Below are 17,697 nucleotides of genomic sequence, written 5' to 3'. Positions count from 1 at the left end.
GCCAACACTATCCACGCTGGTGTAATCTGTTACTTTCACACCTATGATAACTTCACTCCTGGTTCCAATTATTTCCCAGCGCTACAATGCCAACCATCCAAGTGGAAATGATCATTGACTTCTCCACTTCTCAGAAACGGGAATAGCTCATAAACACATGAAAGGATGATAGAGATATGGAATTACACCTCACCGGAAAGAGGGCGTTGGTCACAGGATCGAGTTCTGGTTTGGGCGAAGCAATAGCCAGAATGCTCGCGAAGGAAGGTGCCGCCGTCGTAGTGCATGGTCGCAATGAAAAACGGGTGAATGATATAGCCGAAGCGATTCGCGCTGATGGTGGACATGCGGCGATCGCGATTGGCGATCTCACCACCGATGATGGAGCTGATATCGTTGCATCCACTGCACTGGCAGAAGGCCCCATTGATATTCTGGTCAATAATGCTGGTGTCTACGATCATTTATCGTGGGCAGAGGCGACAACGACGCTCTGGGCCCAGATATATAACACCAATGTGATTTCCGGGGTGCGTATGATTCAGCGCTTACTGCCACAGATGCGCGAACGGCACTGGGGCCGGGTCATCCATATTGGCGGTGGATTGTCGATGCAGCCAATGGCAGTCCAGCCACACTACAGCGCCACACTGGCAGCTCGCCATAACCTTGCCGTATCCCTCGCACGTGAACTCAAGGATACCGGCATCACGTCAAATGTGGTCGCACCGGGCGCAATTCTGGTCGGAGAAGTCCAGGCATTGCTTACCCGCCTGGCTCCGTCCAACGGTTGGGGCGAAACATGGGAAGAGATCGAGCGTGGTGCGGCACAAGATCTGGTGCCCAACGATGTTGGCCGCCTGGGGAGACCAGCGGAGATTGCCGCAGCCGTCGCCTACCTGGCAAGTCCGCTTGCCGATTATGTGAGTGGGGCAACCATCCGCGTCGATGGTGGAACTATTCGCTCAGTCATCTAAGAGAGCAAAGGGCATCGTGGCAGCTTTGAGATCTTACGTGAACGATGCTGGATTTTTCTTCAAGGGAAGAGCGTCATTGTGTGGTGAACATCCGCGTTCCCCATAGGTGAGCAGTGTTGTCCTCGCTCATCGAGCGGGTGTTTGCCAGCGCCAGAGGAGAGAGCCGCCAGGCAGGGCATGGGTCCATCCAGAATCCGTGGAACGCGCGCGGTCTCCCGCAAGTGTCTGCAGACCGGTCACAGGCGGTTTGAGCCATGTATGTGTTGGCCCAAACCGCGGATGACGAGCATGTTGCTAGTGCTGTTGAGAAGAGGCGCTCGCTCGCACCCGATTCACGACGTCGCGAATAGCGTCAATGACAACCTGTGGTTGATCAAGCTGGATGCGCATGACCACTGTGTTCGATGACACGAAGAGAGCCGTGCGGGGAAAGGTGAGCCAGCTCAGCCTGGAGTTCGAGCCAGCAGTGCTTCATGGTGGCGTTGGGCCAGACGGTTCTGTCAGAACTCAAACTTGATCTTGCTGAGAGGCAGCAGATTTGTTATGCTCATCCCGTCAGAAAATGGAACGAGGAGTATGGCCAATGAACTGTCCCCATTGCACAGGCACGAGAACGAAAAAACGAGCGAAGAAAACGAAACTGGGGTATGCAACATTCTTCTGTCTGGCATGCCAGTGTACTTTTAATGAACGAACCGGGACTCCTTTTAACTATCTCGAGGCCCCCACTGACATTGTGGTGCTTGTTGTTTTCTGGCGCCTGCGGTATAAGCTGAGCCTGCGTGATGTGGCGGAAATGTTTTTAGCACGAGGCTTTGTGTTTACGCACGAGACGGTTCGAGACTGGGAAGAGCGTTTTGCGCCCTTGATCGCCGATCAATTGCGCACAAAACGACGAGGTCAAGCAGGGGTCTCCTGGTATGTGGACGAAACGTATGTCAAAGTGCATGGAAAATGGTGCTACCTCTATCGTGCCATCGACCAAGATGGCAATCTGGTTGATTCGCGGCTGAGCGAAAAGCGAGATATGGATGCCGCCAAACAGTTTTTCAAACAAGCCGTTGCTGTGGTTGACCATACGCCAGAGCAGGTGACAACGGACGGCCATACATCCTATCCGCGTGCAATACGCGAGACAATGAGCAGCAACATCCAGCATCGGACAAACAAGTATCTCAATAATCGGCTGGAGCAAGATCATCGAGGAATCAAGCAACGCTACTATCCAATGCGTGGATTTGGGAATTTCGCCTCAGCGGCACGTTTTTGTCGTGCTTTTGATGAATTACGCAACTATTTTCGCCCACGTTCTCTCATGAGAGAAACCCTGTCTCTTCCGGAACAACGACGGTTGTTTTGCGAAAAACTTGCAGTCCTGCGACTCCTGCTACTGATGGCTTCCTAGCTCAATGGATGATGAGTTGAAAGACTGCCACCTCTTTCTGTGGGCTTTTATGCACTCAGTTCTGACAGAACCTCTCAAAAAACCTTCATTTCTTGAGAGATCTATTCCTCTGAGATCTCTTGTAGCGTGGATGGTTCCGAGAGAAATAGCCCTATGAAAGAGGCGCTACCCAGAGGAAGTGTGATGATGCATGCGATATCGTCGTACACGCATCAGTGTTGCGCACGTCTGGTTGCACCACTGGCGGTTCTTTTGTCGACTCTCATCATAGAAGACCCAACCACAGGCCGGATTTTGACACCGCTTCAGGCGGAGAGGATCATGCTGGATCAAAAGCTGCGAAAATGAAAAAGCGACCTCGCGGACAAACCAGCGCCAGTCTGATTGTAAAGGATGATGAGAAAGGGCATAGTGGTTTTTTTCCCTGGTAAAAAATGGCGTGGAAGGCATCAGCGCGAGAGCTGTGTTAATCGTTTCCACGTCTTGCTCAGAAGGATCGGTTCCTTTTCCAATTGCCTCTATGATGTTGCTCATGGCAGAACGTAAGGTTTGCAGAGCTTCTCGTGCTTCTGGCTCCAAAGGAAAAGGCGTCTCTATTCCCCATCGCTTTATGAGGTGCTCAATCCAGCCCGAGTTGAGTAAGCGATCCTGTTCTGGTTCTCCACCCCGGTATCCTTGCCAATTGCTATTGAGGATGTCCACACACAGTGCTTCCATCAACGTAACTCCTTTGGTTGACCTTGACCGTTACTCCTTCCAATTGTACTATATCACATGTAACTGCTTTGGACAAATTTATACGTTACAATCCGACAGTGGAGTAGGAAGTCCTTGAAGCGAAAGGAAGACATGCTCTCATGAAGAGAAAAGCAAGCACATCGTTATGGCGTCATGCACCGTTTCTCAAGCTGTGGCTAGGACAAACGATCTCATTGGTTGGCTCGCAGGTCACGCTGCTTGCTCTTCCTCTCATGGGCTTGCTCATCCTGCATGCTTCAGCCTTCCAGATGGGTCTCTTAGGAATGGTGCAATACCTTCCCTTTTTGTTCGTGAGTCTTTTTGCAGGCGTTTGGATAGATCATCTTCCTCGACGGCCCATCCTGATTTTAGCAGATATTGGGCGTGCGATCCTTTTAGGCTGCATTCCTCTCCTTGCTCTTTTTCATTTCTTGCGCATGGAATACCTCTACCTTCTTGCCGGACTGATCGGGCTCTGTACGGTTTTCTTTGATATCGCATATACTACTTTTCTTCCCCAGCTTCTCTCCTCAGAGAAGCTCATCGAGGGAAACAGCAAGCTCCAAATGAGCGAATCGCTCGCGCAAATTAGCGGACCTGGGCTTGCTGGTTTTGTGATTCAGGTGTTCAGTGCCCCTCTTGCTCTCCTCATCGACGCTGGTTCTTTCCTGTTCTCCGCTGCATTTCTCGCCAGCACCCACCTACGAGAAACGAGCAAAGCTGTCCAAAGAAAGAGAAAAGCACAACCTCTGCTGGTTTCGATACGTGAAGGGCTTCATCTTGTTTTTACCCATCCGGTGCTGCGTGCCTTCGCGGGTTGTGGAGGGACAGCCAATCTCTGTACAAATGCTCGTCTTGCCATCTTGCTTCTCTATCTGAACCGAACCCTTTCTCTCCCGGCTTTCCTCATCGGGTTGCTTTACACACTTGGAAGTTTTGGCAGTTTACTAGGAGCCTGGCATGTCCAAAGGGAAATAAAGCGTAGGGGAATAGGATGGGTGACTCTCTATACCCAGGTGCTCGCTGGAGGAGGTGCCTTACTCATTCCTGGAGCCTTTGGAGCGCCATGGCTCTCGATAGGACTTCTTGCATTGGCTCAAGCCATCTGGGGATATGCTGCTATGGGCTACAGTGTGGCCTCTCTGAGTCTGCGTCAAGCCATGATTTCTGATGAGTATCTTGGTCGTGTGACGGCCACTCTTCGCTGGATTGGTTGGGGAGGAGCTTCTCTGGGATACCTTCTTGGAGGAATAGCAGGGACGTATCTGGGCTTACGAATCACACTCGTTCTGGCGGGATTGGGAGAACTGCTTTCAGCACTCTGGATCTTCTCTTCTCCGTTAAGGACAAAGTCGTTCTCTTTCTCCTCTCCACTGACAGGAGATGAGGCAGGCGAAAAAGAGGGAAACACCACAAAGGAAATATTGCTCGTGGATGGTCTCGAGTTAGAGAATGGCGAAGAGCGTAAAGCCAGTGAAAATGCCAAATAAAATTGACAAAGTGCGTCATCCATAACATATCTCAAAATCGACCGGCAGCCTGTTGAAAAAGTCTTTGTCGAGCTTGACATGAGAGGATGGGTGAAGTGCAATGTAACAGGAGGAGTAACGACCATGATGGGTTTCTGTCATTTGAATCAATTCTTTTTCGGTTTGAAGAATATCTTTTCAAGGTATTGTGGAACTTAAAAGGCAAAACATGCGTGCTTTGCAGCATAACTTTTCCAGGCAACATCATTCTCATTTGCTCTCCATCAAGACCACTGAAACGGCCTTTTTCCTGGAGAGACGAAAAGTTATGCTGCATTGCATGAAGCTGCTTCTCAAGCCATTTGCGATATGCCAGATGAAACATTATGGTGCAGAACTGAGTGTGTTTTGATCTGGCACGGTAGCGAAAAAAGGTTCCAATCTGGCCTGGAAAAGTTATGCTGCACCACTCTTTTTCTTGAGCGACATTCAATCTGGCTTTGCAGGCTGATCCACAATATGCTCACGAAAAAGTTATCCTGCAGAAGAACGAAGAGAATTGGCTCAAACGACAGTTTCAAAGAGCGAATGTTTGCCCCTTTGACGGCTGTATCTTTAGAGGAACTGGTCCCGCAGGACCATTTTTATCGACATCTGGAACGCAAACTTGATCTCTCGTTTGTGCGAACGTTTGTCGAGGAGACCTATGCCAGCAAAGGCCGGCCTTCTATTGATCCGATAGTGCTCTTCAAGCTCCAATTGGTTATGTTTTTTGAAGATATACGCGTCTCCGCGCTTACTCATGCGTTTGGTTGCTGACCGGCTCAGCGTTCGCTGGTATCTTGGCTACGACCTGGATGATCCTTTGCCTGACCATTCAAGCCTGAGCCGTATTCGAACGCGTTACGGTCTCGCTATTTTTCGTCGCTTTTTTGATGCCATTCTTGAACAATGTCAACAGGAACATTTGATTTGGGGGAGAGAGCTCTACATCGATGCGACTAGAGTAGATGCCAATGCCTCTCTTGACTCATTGGCCACTCGTTTTGCGGTCGAGGCACGGGAAGCTTTCCAAAAGCACTTGCGGGAGCTCTTTCAGGAGGGGAACGAGCAGCAAACAACAGAGCCTGATCCCTCTCCCACCGAAACCAACTATCAGCCCCTTGTCTTCCCAACATCCCTTGCAAAAGAAGAGCAAGAGAGACGCTTGGCGCAGCAAGCCTCCCATCATGATTGGTACGCCAAAGGGGGGGAGCAACAACGTGAGGTGCGAGGGCTCTATCAACGTCGCTCTGATCAGCGGATCAGCACCACTGATCCAGATGCCACTCCTATGCGACATGGTGGAGGACCACTTCATCTTGGCTATCAAACCCATTATGTGGTCGATGGAGGAAAGCAACGGATGATCCTTGCGGCTCTGGTGACCCCTGCGGAGGTCATGGAAAACCAGCCCATGCTTGATCTGCTCTGGCATGTGCGCTTCCGCTGGCGATTACGTCCTAGGCAAGTCACTGGTGACACGAAGTATGGAACCCTTGAGAATATCAAAGCCATTGAAGATGCAGGGATGCGAGCCTACATTCCTCTCTTCAATAGAGAGAACGAGCATGGGGCCTATTACGGCTCTTCCAGATTCACCTATGATGCCATCCACGATCTCTATCTCTGCCCCGCTGGTCAGCCGCTCCACCTCTCTCGCATGGAGTACAAGGCAGAGAAGGCGGAATACCAAGCCGATGCCGCCATCTGCAATGCCTGCCCTCTGAAAGCGGAGTGTACTCCCAGCCCTTCTGGTCGACAGGTCCATCGCTCCTTTCATGCTGACTATCTCGAGCGGGTCAAAGGGTATTATCAAACTGAAGCGTATCAAAAAGCGTTGCGCAAGCGCAAGGCGTGGGTTGAACCCTTATTCGGGGAGGCCAAAGAGTGGCATGGGATGCGTCGCTTTCGTTTGAGACGACTCTGGAAGGTCAACTGTGAAGCCTTGGTAGTCGCCACGGGGCAAAATCTGAAACGGCTGCTCAAGAAGCGGGGATGGGGACGACACCCATTCCCCTCGGAGGACATGTGTGCCTCTTTTTGGCTGCTTTTCGGCCAAGAGTTCCTCCATTTGTACAAAAGCATCTTCTCTTTTGCCAAGTGATTGAGTTTTTCGAGAGTGAGAAATTCATACCTGCCTCTCTACTGATGAGTTTGGTATGGACTTTTTTCAACAGGCTGGTTCGTTATTTTTGACACACAGATGTGTTTGCAAAGAAAAGCGAGCAGTTCGCCTTTCTTTGCAAAACAATTGCCTGGGTCTGGTGAAGAACTATGACAGCTGATGACGCGCCAGAAAAAAGTTGACAACAAATGGCATGAGGATCTCCTCACTTATCTGTTGATTGAACGTGCCATTCTCGCATACGTATGCCTGATTCCTCGAATGGCGACGCCATACGCCTGAATGTTTTCAGGTGGTGCCATCCCAACATATCCAGCGTCGCCGAGATGATGCAGGTCAGTGCCCGCCATTTTGCACATCAAGGCAATCTGTCGGATCGTTTCCACGCTTGCTCCTTCCTGGGATGTGCCGAGAGCCGTCATCGTCATGGCGCCCAGTTGATGGGCATGAATAATCAACTCCCTGGCATACTCCAGGGTTATTCCAGGAACCGTTCCAGGCGCGGGAAGCAAGACAATGTCCGCGCCACTTGCTTTGAACGCCTCAATGTCGTCTTTGGTGAGAATACCTTCCCCGCCCTCAGAAATGAGGCCTGCGGCGTGCATCTTTCCGGCAACAAGAATGACCTGTTCACCCACCGCGGCGTGAATGGCTTTGAGAGCAGCAGTAATGGCTTTATTCGAGATCCCATTGCCTGGATTTCCCGTAAGCACAATGAATTTGGCTCCCATGGTGACCAGCCTTTGAGCATTGTGAGCGGTAGCCAGGCGACCCTCGCGGAGATCCCACAGATCCCCGCGTTGCTGTCGAAAGTCGGGATCAACGGCCTCTAGATTGACCCCAATGACCCGACCTGTCAAGTGTTGTAAAGCCTGGATCACCGACTCCGGCTCAATGCCATCAGGCATTCCATGAATCACAGGAGTCTCCACATCGAACAGATTGAGCAAGAGCAAATCAGCGCCCTGGCTAGCAGCTAACTCTGCATTGGTAATGGTCTGCAAAAGAGACTGCACAACACCAATAATCTCACTCACGACAACGCGCCCTTCGCTGGCACGCAGAGCATCGAGCAGGTTCAATTTGGAGATGGAGAGGAGTTCAGAAGCACTACAATCGAGATAGCGTTTTTGCATGTGTTTTTCCCTTTCTTCCTTGCAGGACCTATTGACAGAGTGTTCATCGCACCGCTAAGACAACACTCTCACACCGGTAGAACTTTCTTCTTGGCCTCAAGATCTTCAGGCGGCTTTTGTATGCCAACCAGAGCCATGAGCGCTCCAAGTGCCGCTCCTCCTGCTGCGACCAGAAGCCCTGCGTGGTACCCGTTGAACTGGGTCTCTGCTAATAAGGCTGAGGGATGGGCAATGGAGTGTCCGAAGGCGAGAAAGGCTGTTACTACAGCCGCAGTGACGGCGAGACCCAGCCCCCCACCAGCTTGCATACATGTCCCCTGAAGCCCCGCAGCCAGGCCCTGTTCAGTCGGCGCGATCCTGCTGACAGCGGCAACGGAGAGGGTTGGGCCAGCCAGGCCTGCGCCGGAGAGGGCAAGCACTACCGATGGTAAGATCGTTCCCACATAGTCACCTGCTTCATCAACCCTCAAAAAGAGCGCAATGCCTCTCAATAGACACAGCAGACCCAGAACGCTGGTGAGCCTGAGACCCAGTCGATTCATGAACCAGGGCGCGACAAACAAGCCGATCAGGGCGGAAGCGATACTGGCTGGCACCAGGGCCAGGCTCGTGTTCATCGGAGAGAAGTGGGCTATCTCTTGCAAAGAGAGGGTGTAAATGAAGAGGAAGCCGAACACTGACCCCTGCAAGGCGAGTGAGGCAACACTTGCCACACACAGAAGACGTGAGCGCAAGATGGTGAGCGGCATCAGGGGAGCCTTTGACCATCGTTCGATCAGCAGGAAGCCAGCCAGGAAAACGCCCGCCAGGGCGAAGAGTCCCACCGTCTTCACCACGCTCGTCCCATCTTCCTGCGCCTGTGTCACTGCGTAGACGAGCAGGAGCAATCCAGCGGTCACGGTGACAGCGCCCACAAGATCGTACGATCGCGGGCGGGGAGGCGACCTACCCTCCGGTACAACGAAGCGGGACAGCAAGAGGATCAGCAGCACAACGGGGATATTCAGAAAGAAGATCCAGTGCCAGTTGAGGAAGGTGGTTACCACTCCACCGAGGATGACTCCCCCGGTGAAACCCGCAGCTCCCATGGCCATAAAGATGCCCAGCGCTTTGTTGCGTTGCACCCCCTCCGCAAAGGTCGTCGTGAGGATGGAAACTGCTGCAGGAAAGGTCAAGGCTGCACCTATCCCCTGTCCCCCGCGAGCCAGAATCAAGAGCCAGCCGCTGTGCGCCATCCCGGTGGTGAAGGAGGCCAGGCCAAAGAGCGCGGCTCCAAGCAGAAAGATGCGACGACGACCAAGCAGGTCAGCAGCACGTCCCCCCAGTAACTGGAAGCCAGCGTAGGTGAGGACATAGATCCCTGGAACCCATTGCAGTTCCGTCGTGGTCAACTGAAGATCTCGTTGGATGTTGGGCAAGGCAATGGTGACGATGGACACATCAAGGGCGTCCAGGAAGATTGCCAGGCTGACGACAGCGAGGGTTAGTCTGAGGTATGTACGTCCTTGCTGTCCTCGCTCCAGGATCTGCTGCGCTGTGGCTGGAAATGTCTTCATCAGGTCCTCTCTTTCAGGTTAGCCAAGCAAGAACGTTTCCAGCACAGGAGTAAGGATCTCAGCCACAAGGTCGTGGGTTTGCCCCGGCAGGCGGCGGTGCTGCGCGTGGGGGAGAGCATCTGTGACAGCCTGGGCCGCGTCGCCGAGCATGGCCGGACTTGCCTCCCCACTGATCAGCAGGGTTGGGACCGCGATGGAACTCAGGCGAGAGGCCAGGAGATCCATTTTGCCCAGGATGGTGGCGTCGTAGACCAGCGATTGCGCGATGGCTTCGAGGGTGGGTCTGAAGGGTGCGTTGCGGAGCTGGGCCACGACTTCAGCGGGAATCCCCACCACGTCCGTCTGGTAGAGTTCGACCGCCTCCCCTCGCAACCCTTGCGAGAGCAGTTCGCTGAGCTGAGTTGCAACCGTCCGCGACCGCTCAGCCAGACCCTGCTCAATCAGAAACGGGGGTTCGTAAAGTGCCAACTTCGTGATGGGCAAGCCCTGCTCAGCCGCCATCAGCGAGAGGACAGCGCCGGAGGAATAGCCAAAGACCGAGGCCGATCCCCCTGCCTCGTCGATGAGGGCGGCAATATCCTCGATTTCGCGCTCGATGGCGTAGGGAGCGGTATCGGAACTTTCGCCGCGTGCCCGGCGGTCAACATTGAAGACGGTGAAATGCTCGGAAAGTCTCTCCGCCAGCGCTGAGCCGGTGAAGTGGTCGTTAAATGCGCCCAGCACCAGGATGATGGCTGGCCCTTCGCCAGATTGGTCAAATGCGATAGTTGTTCCATCTTGTGAGCGTACGTTTTTCATACCATGTCTCGCTTTCAGAAGTGATTTGAACATCGCTATCGTACTGCACTCAAGGGGCCATGTCTTGTACTGAGACGACAGCGTCTCAAGGCTTTCCCATCCGGGCGATTTGAGTAGGAGTCTGTCCGATGAAGCGCTTGAGCGCTCTGGTCAGATGGGGTTGATCGAAATAGCCAGCCTCTTCCACCGTATCAAGAACAGAGGTGCCTTGCCGCAACAAGCGAGCCGCGTGTTGAGACCGTTCAATCGCTTGAAGAGTACGCAGTGATAACCCGGTAGCGTGCCTGAAACGGCGCTGGAGAGAGCGTTTTGACATTGCTTGCGCCTGGTCCTGGAGTGCAGCATCAACCACTGGATCATGGACAAGCAGACCCTTACGCACCAGTTTGTTGACAAACATCTCGACGTTTTCATAGCTAGGAAATTGCCAGGAGAAGTCGCCTAACCAGAAGGATGTTGCAGATGTCCGAGGCAGGAACTCCCCTGTATCCGCCAGATGGCCCACCGGCATCTGCGGCAGAAAGGTCCCAAGGGGGAACGTGATGGAAAGGATCTCAGCGCCTTCGCGGTACAGCATAGTTGCCCCTTTCGTCATCGGACCCCACACCGAGAGGCTTATCTCATCTTGATATCGCACCACGAGCATGTTCCAAAGACCAGAAGCTGGGCAAAGAGAAACAGACTCTCTCTCTATACACAGACGCCCGATCTGTTCAACGTATGGGGAGTCAGAAGATCGCGTCTCACGTTCTGGCCTGGCGAGCGTTTGTTCCTGGCTGTGAAGTAGATGTTCAGGCATTTCTCTTGCGCTGTTGTGTAAGGGAATGTTTTTCATTCCATGCTTCTCCTTTGTGTGATGAAAGGTCTCCTGCCCGTGAGCAGGGTATTCAACTCTTCTTTTTCTGATCTCTCAGATCGGTCATGCCAGGAGCAGATCGATCCGAACAGCGCTCTCACAAAGGGCAAGCGCGTCTCCTGAGCGGCTGTTTCTTGAGTTGCGAAACTAACCGGTTGAGGCGTCTCGAAACCGTCCGCAGCCTGTTGAAAAACGCTTTGTTGAGCTTGACAAGAGCCGGGAGGGAGAAGTGCAATGCAAGGGAAAGGGGGAGCAAAGAAATGATGGGTTTCAAAGGACGGACGTTTGCCCCAGTGGTCGCTGTCTCCCTGGAGGATCTTGTGCCCCAGGATCACTTTTATCGACATCTGCAACGGGTACTGGACCTGTCGTTTGTCTATGACCTGGTCAGTGAATGCTATGCTGCGGATAGGAGACCATCCATTGATCCAGTGGTGTTTTTTAAACTGCAATTGATCATGTTTTTTGAAGATATCCGCTCCGAGCGCTTGCTGATGCGAATGCCTTGCCGATAGACTCAGTGTCCGCTGGTATCTTGGCTACAATCTGGATGATCCCTTACCTGATCATTCCAGCCTGAGCCGTATTCGAACGTGATTTGGTCTCGATGTGTTCCGTCGTTTTTTTGATGCAATTCTGGAACAATGCCAGCAGGCCAAACTGATCTGGGGCAAAGAACTCTACATCGATGCAACCAAAGTCGATGCGAATGCCTCTATTGATTCTCTCACCACTCGCTTTGCCGTCGAAGCCCGCGAAGCTTTCCAAAAACACTTGCACCTGCTTTTTCAAGACGAGGTTGAGCAACACCTCCCAGAACCTGGCGTCCCTTCTCTGGAAGCTGCTTCCCAACCAACACCTCTCCCAACGGCCCTCTCAGAAAAAGAGCAAGAATCGCTCCATATGGAACAAGAGGTTCGTCATGATTGGTATGCCAAAGGAGGACAGCAACAACGTGAGGTGCGAGGACTCTATCAACGTCGCTCAGATCAACGGGTCAGCACGACTGACCCGGATGCCACTCCCATGCGACAGGTTGTGTTGCAAGAAATTTAAAGAAAAGAAGATGAGTAAGAAATATCCCTTTCTGCTTTGTTTAAGCGACCACCCCAAACAATTGAGTGACGAATGTTGCTTGGGCTTCTGCATCCCCTTTGTCTACCCCTTGCAACTGTCCTTTCCTGATCATGTTCATCGTTTCGTACCCTTGAAGGGTTCGCCTTGCCGTCTCGAACGAGAAAAAGCCCATCCCGGGCTTGGCTAGGCGTTTAATAAAACGATGGTCTTGTTCAACCAAATTGTTAAGATATTTGACTTGTCTCAACTCACAGCTTTCGGGGAGATGTCCTCTTGCTTTGAGCTCGTTGAATGCTTTGGGATAGGCTGCGTTTTTGTCCACATTGATCACTCGTGGTTCAGCAGTATGAGGGGCGGCAAGGGTTTTCAGAAAGAAACGCTTGGCGGCTTCTCCGTCTCTGGTTGGGCTGAGTACGAAGTCGAGTGTCTTTCCCTGCGCATCAACCGCTCGATACAGATAGACCCATTCTTTTTTCACTTTGATGTAGGTCTCATCAACCCGCCAGGAGTCCGATGTGGTTTTCAAATAGGGACGACATCGCCGCTCCAATTCTGGCGCATAATGCTGAACCCAGCGGTAGATGGTCGTGTGATCAACGTGTAAGCCTCGCTCCATCATCATCTCTTCGAGGTCTCGATAGCTCAGCGAATAGCGCACATACCAGCGAACACAGAGCAAAATGATCTCAGACTGGAAGTGGCGCCATTTAAAGGGATTTTGACTTTGGATACGCATAAAGGAGACCTCTTTCGCTTTTTCCCTCCACTCTAGCAGATCAGCTTCCTTTTTTGCAACACAACCCTTTGAAGAGCTTACCACCAACTTTGCGTCAGAACCGTTTTTCGTTCAGTTGTCCCTCAGAGGCCTTTTACTACCATTTTCCTTATTTTTCAGCCATGGCGGTAGAATCCTGGAGAGCAACCAACGTTTTTTTCGAAAGGTCTTTGAGAAATGATGGGCATCTGCAAAGCCACAGTATTTGGCTATCTGCTCTATGGTCAGGTCCGTTTGTTGGAGGAGCATCTGAGCATGCTGGAGACGTAGACGGAGAAGATATTGGTGCGGGGAAAGGCCAAATTGTTGACGAAAGATCCGGGAAAAATGCGCTGGGGAGAGATGGGCGTAGCGAGCCATATCGGCAATGGAGATGGGTTCAGCGAGATGAAACGAGAGATAGGAGAGCATCCAATGCAATGAGCGTGAGTCTTGCAAAGCCTCCGTCACCATCTGTTGCTGCTTTAGCAAAGATAATACAAGGGCCATGGCATGATACTGTGCTTCCAGTTGACTGACCACATCTCGCCGCTGCCAAGCACCAATCATCGTTAGCATCGTCTCACGAAACCAGATTGGGCGCGCTGGTACAAATTTGACAGGGACATGGAGACTATCCCAATCATTTAATCGTGGTTGAAGCAAATGATGAAAACCAGTTAAGTCAACTTGGCCAGGTCGAGTAGGAAAGCTCTCCTCACGAAGCGGATGGTAGAAAATATCCAAGTGTGCATATGGTGTGATTGTCTGGGTTGTGCCTTCCAAGGTGTGAAGATCATTGGGTTGGATGAGACAAAAATCCCCTTCGTGAAAATGGTAGGATCTTTCTTCCACCGAAACAAGGCAGTGTCCTTCTTGGATATAGATCAGTAGGTAGTCCAAGAGACGGCGTGGTGGCGAATGCCAGGGTCTACGTACTGCAAAATCTGCTTGCCGAATAAAGGGAACGATAGGAGAATGGAATGTACACGGTTTCATGTGTATTTGACTTATTGAATGCATTAAGCTCCTTTACTCCTTTTCGCTATACTAATGGCTCGCGCGCTCCTCATTCAGTACATCATGATTGTTTTTGACCCTATCATATCATAATTAAACCCTGCTCTTTCCCGCATTTTTCGGTATACTCCTATCCATGAGGTTTGATCTCATTAGACAAGGAGATATAGAAAATTGGTACCTCAAACAATCGATAATCTTGGTATTGAGCCACTTGCTGGCCTTTGTACATATGAGGAAGCGTGTCGTCCTGGCCATACTGTTGATCATACTGTTTCTCTCCTCAAACGCTACAATTATGTTAAAACTGCCTCGCATGCACTCTTCGCTGCGCATCTTGCTCATACTCCAGAGTGGGAAGTTAAGTGTGCATTCAGTTTACATCTCTGGCTTGAGGCAGAACATAGCACTTGGCTCCGAAAACGGGTGACAGAAATGCGAGAACCTCCGCATTTCCTGGATGAGGCTCCTGACGAAGAGCTGAAGAGGCTCTTTGAAGAACTTATCCGGGCGAGCAATACAATTGAACTGCTGGTTGGCGTCTACCGCGTTGTCAAACCAGCACTCATTCGTGCGTTGAACCAGCACTTGGCTCAAGCAAACCCACTAAGCGACTATCCGACCTGCCGTCTCCTCCGTTTGCTTCTGAAAGATGAAGAGGAAATGGTGGTTTGGGGAACACAAGCAACAACCGCTTTAACGCAGGCCCCAGAAGCAGCCAAGATAGCTCATGACTGGGAAAAACATCTGTCTTGGTTCCTGGATGCCGCTGGGGGAATTGCGGGAGATCTTCCCAATGAGAATAATATTCCTTCCCCATGTCCTCGCTCTGATGGCTCTCCCTATACTATGGACAGCGTTCCACGGCGCGATCAGCGTTTTCGCGATTCGTTGAATCGATCAGCAGCCATTGATGAGTATTATCAAGATATATCCCGAGATGCGGATGAGCGTATGTACGCGTTACTCTACAAGCGATTGCGAGAAATGGATGTTCCAGAATGGATGGGGCCAATTCTCTTTAAGACACAGGGGAAACCTTGGGAATACTATCAGGATCTGAGTCGGCAACTTTGGGATGAAGCCCGGCATGCAATGATGGGAGAGGTAGGATTATATGCCAAAGGAGTTCCCTTTTATCGCTATCCCCTTGACATAACATCATCCTTATCCCTGAACAAGAGCTATGAGCCACTCGAGGCACACATTATTCTGTGGGGAATTGAACAAAATTTGATGCCTAAGGAGACTGGGAAGCGCTGGGAATGGGAAATCGCTTTTGCTGCGGGAGACGAGCTTGTAACAAGATTCCAGGATTACGACTGGGCAGATGAAGTGTTACATGCTCAAATTGGGCGCAAGTGGTTGATTCCCGAATTGGGAAGCAGACACGCGCTGCTTTCGGCCTGGGAAAGGTTGCGGGAACGTTGGGACCAATCGCGTGAAGCCCTGTTCGCCTTGTCAAAACAAGATGAATGGTGGCCTGAATTTCTGGCTGAAGTACGCTATCATCACACAAGCAAGGTTCCTGGGAAAAGCGAAAGAGAACACAATGACTATGCGAGAGAAGGAGAGTAATCTCTACCCGATAAGATCCTCTCTAGACCCACGGGATGCACAACGAGTTTTAACATATCTGCTAGTTTGCTTGAGAATGTGTTGTTTGTCGCAATTCTCGGATCTGCCCACGGGATACGCAACGAGCTGACAGCAAGCTAGCAGCATAAAAAGAAAAGAGACATCTAATGAGAGGGAAACAAACCATACTCTCACAAGGAGGTCTCTCTGAGTATGATACCCAACCCGAGCATAGAGGTCCAAACCTCTCCCGTAGATCGTCCCTCGGTGCCAGCGTGGTTCGCCGAAGTCGTCATCCTGTCCCAGCACCTCACAACGAAAGGGATTCTAGAAGCCTTCGCCCATCAAATCCAATTGGTGCGCGGACGCTTCGGCAGCTATGAACCAATTGATTTTCTCGCGCTCCTGTTCGGGTACGCGATGAGTGAAGAACGAACGTTATCGGCTTTCTTTGAGCGAGTCACTCCCTTTGGGTCAGCCTTCATGGCCCTGTTTGAGCGTGCGAACCTTCCCCATCGTGCCACGCTCAGCCGTTTTCTGGCGAGTGTCGATCGTCCCTGCTTGGAAGTGTTTCGCCAGCTCTTCGAGCAATACGGCTTCACTGAAGGGTGGACCTCGGAGACGATCGGCGGTATTTGGGATCGACAGAGCCGCCGCTACATCGTCTTTGATGTCGATGCGACACGTCAGGCAGCACGGCAGCGAGCGTTGCCCTGTGATCCAAGCTTGCCTCCCCCTCGACGCCGACTCGATGCGGTCTGCGCGCCAGGCTACACCGGACGAAAACGAGGTGAGGTCGTCCGCACACGCACCGTCGCGCTTCAGATGCATACTCGTCAATGGATCGGCACCTTTGCAGGCCGGGGCAATGGTGACTATCAAGCAGAGCTCGCTTCAGCGCTTCGGGCCATCACAACCTACCTGGAGCTCTTTGCGCTCACTGCACAGGTAGCTCTTGTTCGCCTCGACGGGCAATATGGGGATACAGTAGCCATTGCACAACTGATTGCAGCAGGCGTCCATCTGGTGACACGAGCGAGAGGGTATCGCGTCCTGGAGCACCCTCAGATCCAGCGCGTGCTCGCTCACCTACCAACCGCGAGGGTGACCAGAGTGAACAGTGATGAGGAGGTCGAGTTGTTTGATGGAGGCTGGTTGTCATTGGATGAGGGGGTACCTCAAACCCGCATCATTGTGGCTCGGCATCGTGCCCCCGCACCAGGCAAGAGGGTGTCGGTGGGCAAGTGCATCGGTGAGTGGGTGTATGAGGTCTTCATCACAACCCTGCCCATCGATGGATTCCTCGTCGCGCGATGTGCTCGATCTCTATCATGGGCGGGGAGCCTTTGAAGCGGTACTTGCGGATGAAGATGTCGAAGAAGATCCCGACCGCTGGTGTTCGTACACCGAGTGTGGACAAGAACTCTGGCAGATTGCGTGTCAATGGGTATGGAACCTCCGGCTCTCACTTGGACAGGCTATGCAAAAAGCTGAGCTACGCGAGATCGAGTGGGCATCTCCGAAAAAGACACCTCCTGTGCTTCTCACCATTGAAGAACCAGTTGAGGAGTATGGGCCGTGGGAGTGGGCCGCAGCATTCGGACGAGCCACTGGACGCTTCGGGGCTGATGCCTTTACGTTACAAGAGGATGGCAAGCTTCGCTGTCCAGCGGGAGCAAGCTTGTGGTTGAGCGAAGTGCGCCAAGAAAATGCGTTCACTCAGCGTGCCGTCTATCTCGCTTATCAGACCGACTGTCAGCGCTGTTCTCTGCGAGAACAATGCCTGGCGAAAGGTGCCAAAGGCAATCGTGCTCGACGGGTCAGCGCTGTCCGTCGCCTCTTGCCCCCACCTGCTTTGGCTGCGTGTGAGCAAACGCCTGTCCTTCTCGGACCAATACGATGGGTGGATGTCGCAGGTCGAGCGCTTCGCCGCACCTGGACGACCCATTGGCGTCGTCAACACACCGAGATCATCGCGCTTGTTGAGTGTCCTGAGAAGGTTTTCCCACCACCACGTCCCCCTCGTGAAGTGCGTTCGCATTACCGCTGGAGGTGGTCCGACCGGCTCGCCTGTAATGCCTGGTGGGGACCACCGCAACGGCGTGTTTCCGTGGCAGGCGTCCCCACCTTTCTCGCTATCAAGTAATACAGGAGGAACTGGCGAAC

Annotated in this window: 17 protein-coding genes and 1 pseudogene; 11 read left to right on the top strand and 7 right to left on the bottom strand. The window is 52.2% G+C overall.

The window, feature by feature from the left end:
* The first annotated feature begins 176 nt into the window (after positions 1 to 176).
* Both JMJ16_RS49745 and JMJ16_RS49740 read left to right on the top strand, forming a co-directional pair.
* Positions 177 to 977 carry an SDR family NAD(P)-dependent oxidoreductase gene (locus tag JMJ16_RS49745; RefSeq protein WP_201393797.1) on the top strand — a complete coding sequence of 267 codons (801 nt, stop codon included), beginning with the start codon at positions 177 to 179 and terminating at the stop codon, positions 975 to 977.
* Between the two features lie 583 nt (positions 978 to 1,560).
* On the top strand, positions 1,561 to 2,382 hold the full coding sequence (locus JMJ16_RS49740; protein WP_201393791.1) for an IS6 family transposase: 822 nt from the start codon (positions 1,561 to 1,563) through the stop codon (positions 2,380 to 2,382).
* Positions 2,383 to 2,547: 165 nt separating this feature from the next.
* Here the strand turns inward: JMJ16_RS49740 and JMJ16_RS49735 are convergent, their stop codons facing one another.
* Entirely contained in the window at positions 2,548 to 3,099 is a 552-nt protein-coding gene (locus JMJ16_RS49735) for a CGNR zinc finger domain-containing protein (protein ID WP_201393790.1), read from the bottom strand.
* A gap of 140 nt (positions 3,100 to 3,239) precedes the next feature.
* Here JMJ16_RS49735 and JMJ16_RS49730 point away from each other — a divergent pair, with 140 nt between their 5' ends.
* From JMJ16_RS49730 to JMJ16_RS49725, 3 genes are all read left to right on the top strand, one after another.
* Positions 3,240 to 4,610: an MFS transporter gene (locus JMJ16_RS49730; protein WP_201393788.1), complete on the top strand. Its 1,371-nt coding sequence runs from the start codon at positions 3,240 to 3,242 to the stop codon at positions 4,608 to 4,610.
* A gap of 567 nt (positions 4,611 to 5,177) precedes the next feature.
* A complete protein-coding gene (locus JMJ16_RS55490) occupies positions 5,178 to 5,408 on the top strand; it encodes a hypothetical protein (RefSeq protein ID WP_236602099.1) in 231 nt (76 codons plus the stop codon).
* Positions 5,392 to 6,735 carry an IS1182 family transposase gene (locus tag JMJ16_RS49725; RefSeq protein WP_236602098.1) on the top strand — a complete coding sequence of 448 codons (1,344 nt, stop codon included), beginning with the start codon at positions 5,392 to 5,394 and terminating at the stop codon, positions 6,733 to 6,735. Before JMJ16_RS55490 ends, JMJ16_RS49725 begins: the two co-directional genes overlap by 17 nt.
* Positions 6,736 to 6,965: 230 nt before the next feature.
* Here JMJ16_RS49725 and JMJ16_RS49720 read toward each other — a convergent pair whose 3' ends face one another.
* The 4 genes from JMJ16_RS49720 to JMJ16_RS49705 all read right to left on the bottom strand — a co-directional run bounded on the left by JMJ16_RS49720 (position 6,966) and on the right by JMJ16_RS49705 (position 10,823).
* Entirely contained in the window at positions 6,966 to 7,892 is a 927-nt protein-coding gene (locus JMJ16_RS49720) for a hypothetical protein (protein ID WP_201393785.1), read from the bottom strand.
* Positions 7,893 to 7,960: 68 nt separating this feature from the next.
* Complete coding sequence (locus JMJ16_RS49715; protein WP_201393783.1) at positions 7,961 to 9,448, bottom strand: MFS transporter; 1,488 nt, start codon at positions 9,446 to 9,448, stop codon at positions 7,961 to 7,963.
* An 18-nt stretch (positions 9,449 to 9,466) separates the two neighbouring features.
* Positions 9,467 to 10,246 carry an alpha/beta fold hydrolase gene (locus JMJ16_RS49710; protein ID WP_201393781.1) on the bottom strand — a complete coding sequence of 260 codons (780 nt, stop codon included), beginning with the start codon at positions 10,244 to 10,246 and terminating at the stop codon, positions 9,467 to 9,469.
* 85 nt (positions 10,247 to 10,331) lie between these two features.
* A complete protein-coding gene (locus tag JMJ16_RS49705) occupies positions 10,332 to 10,823 on the bottom strand; it encodes a helix-turn-helix transcriptional regulator (protein WP_201393779.1) in 492 nt (163 codons plus the stop codon).
* A gap of 539 nt (positions 10,824 to 11,362) precedes the next feature.
* Between JMJ16_RS49705 and JMJ16_RS49700 the strand changes: the two genes are divergently transcribed.
* The 3 genes and pseudogenes from JMJ16_RS49700 (at position 11,363) to JMJ16_RS49690 (ending at position 12,158) form a co-directional block, all read left to right on the top strand.
* Positions 11,363 to 11,617, top strand: coding sequence for a hypothetical protein (locus tag JMJ16_RS49700; RefSeq protein ID WP_201393777.1), 255 nt, complete (start codon positions 11,363 to 11,365; stop codon positions 11,615 to 11,617).
* 25 nt (positions 11,618 to 11,642) lie between these two features.
* Positions 11,643 to 11,699 (top strand): annotated as a pseudogene (locus JMJ16_RS55485) (hypothetical protein); the annotation flags it as partial.
* 12 nt (positions 11,700 to 11,711) lie between these two features.
* A complete protein-coding gene (locus tag JMJ16_RS49690) occupies positions 11,712 to 12,158 on the top strand; it encodes a hypothetical protein (RefSeq protein ID WP_201393775.1) in 447 nt (148 codons plus the stop codon).
* A 40-nt stretch (positions 12,159 to 12,198) separates the two neighbouring features.
* Here the strand turns inward: JMJ16_RS49690 and JMJ16_RS49685 are convergent, their stop codons facing one another.
* Both JMJ16_RS49685 and JMJ16_RS57700 read right to left on the bottom strand, forming a co-directional pair.
* The gene (locus JMJ16_RS49685; protein WP_201382821.1) at positions 12,199 to 12,909 is read right to left on the bottom strand and encodes an IS6 family transposase; all 711 of its coding nucleotides are present in this window, start codon (positions 12,907 to 12,909) and stop codon (positions 12,199 to 12,201) included.
* Between the two features lie 117 nt (positions 12,910 to 13,026).
* Complete coding sequence (locus JMJ16_RS57700) at positions 13,027 to 13,932, bottom strand: AraC family transcriptional regulator (RefSeq protein ID WP_201393773.1); 906 nt, start codon at positions 13,930 to 13,932, stop codon at positions 13,027 to 13,029.
* Positions 13,933 to 14,388: 456 nt separating this feature from the next.
* Between JMJ16_RS57700 and JMJ16_RS49675 the strand changes: the two genes are divergently transcribed.
* The 3 genes from JMJ16_RS49675 to JMJ16_RS49665 all read left to right on the top strand — a co-directional run bounded on the left by JMJ16_RS49675 (position 14,389) and on the right by JMJ16_RS49665 (position 17,677).
* On the top strand, positions 14,389 to 15,531 hold the full coding sequence (locus JMJ16_RS49675; RefSeq protein ID WP_201393771.1) for a hypothetical protein: 1,143 nt from the start codon (positions 14,389 to 14,391) through the stop codon (positions 15,529 to 15,531).
* Positions 15,532 to 15,744: 213 nt separating this feature from the next.
* A complete protein-coding gene (locus JMJ16_RS49670) occupies positions 15,745 to 16,881 on the top strand; it encodes a hypothetical protein (protein WP_236602097.1) in 1,137 nt (378 codons plus the stop codon).
* Positions 16,796 to 17,677 carry a transposase gene (locus tag JMJ16_RS49665; RefSeq protein ID WP_236601125.1) on the top strand — a complete coding sequence of 294 codons (882 nt, stop codon included), beginning with the start codon at positions 16,796 to 16,798 and terminating at the stop codon, positions 17,675 to 17,677. Before JMJ16_RS49670 ends, JMJ16_RS49665 begins: the two co-directional genes overlap by 86 nt.
* Positions 17,678 to 17,697 lie beyond the last annotated feature (20 nt).

This window comes from Ktedonobacter sp. SOSP1-52 (genome assembly GCF_016587395.1).
This window is presented reverse-complemented; position numbering and strand designations above follow the sequence as displayed.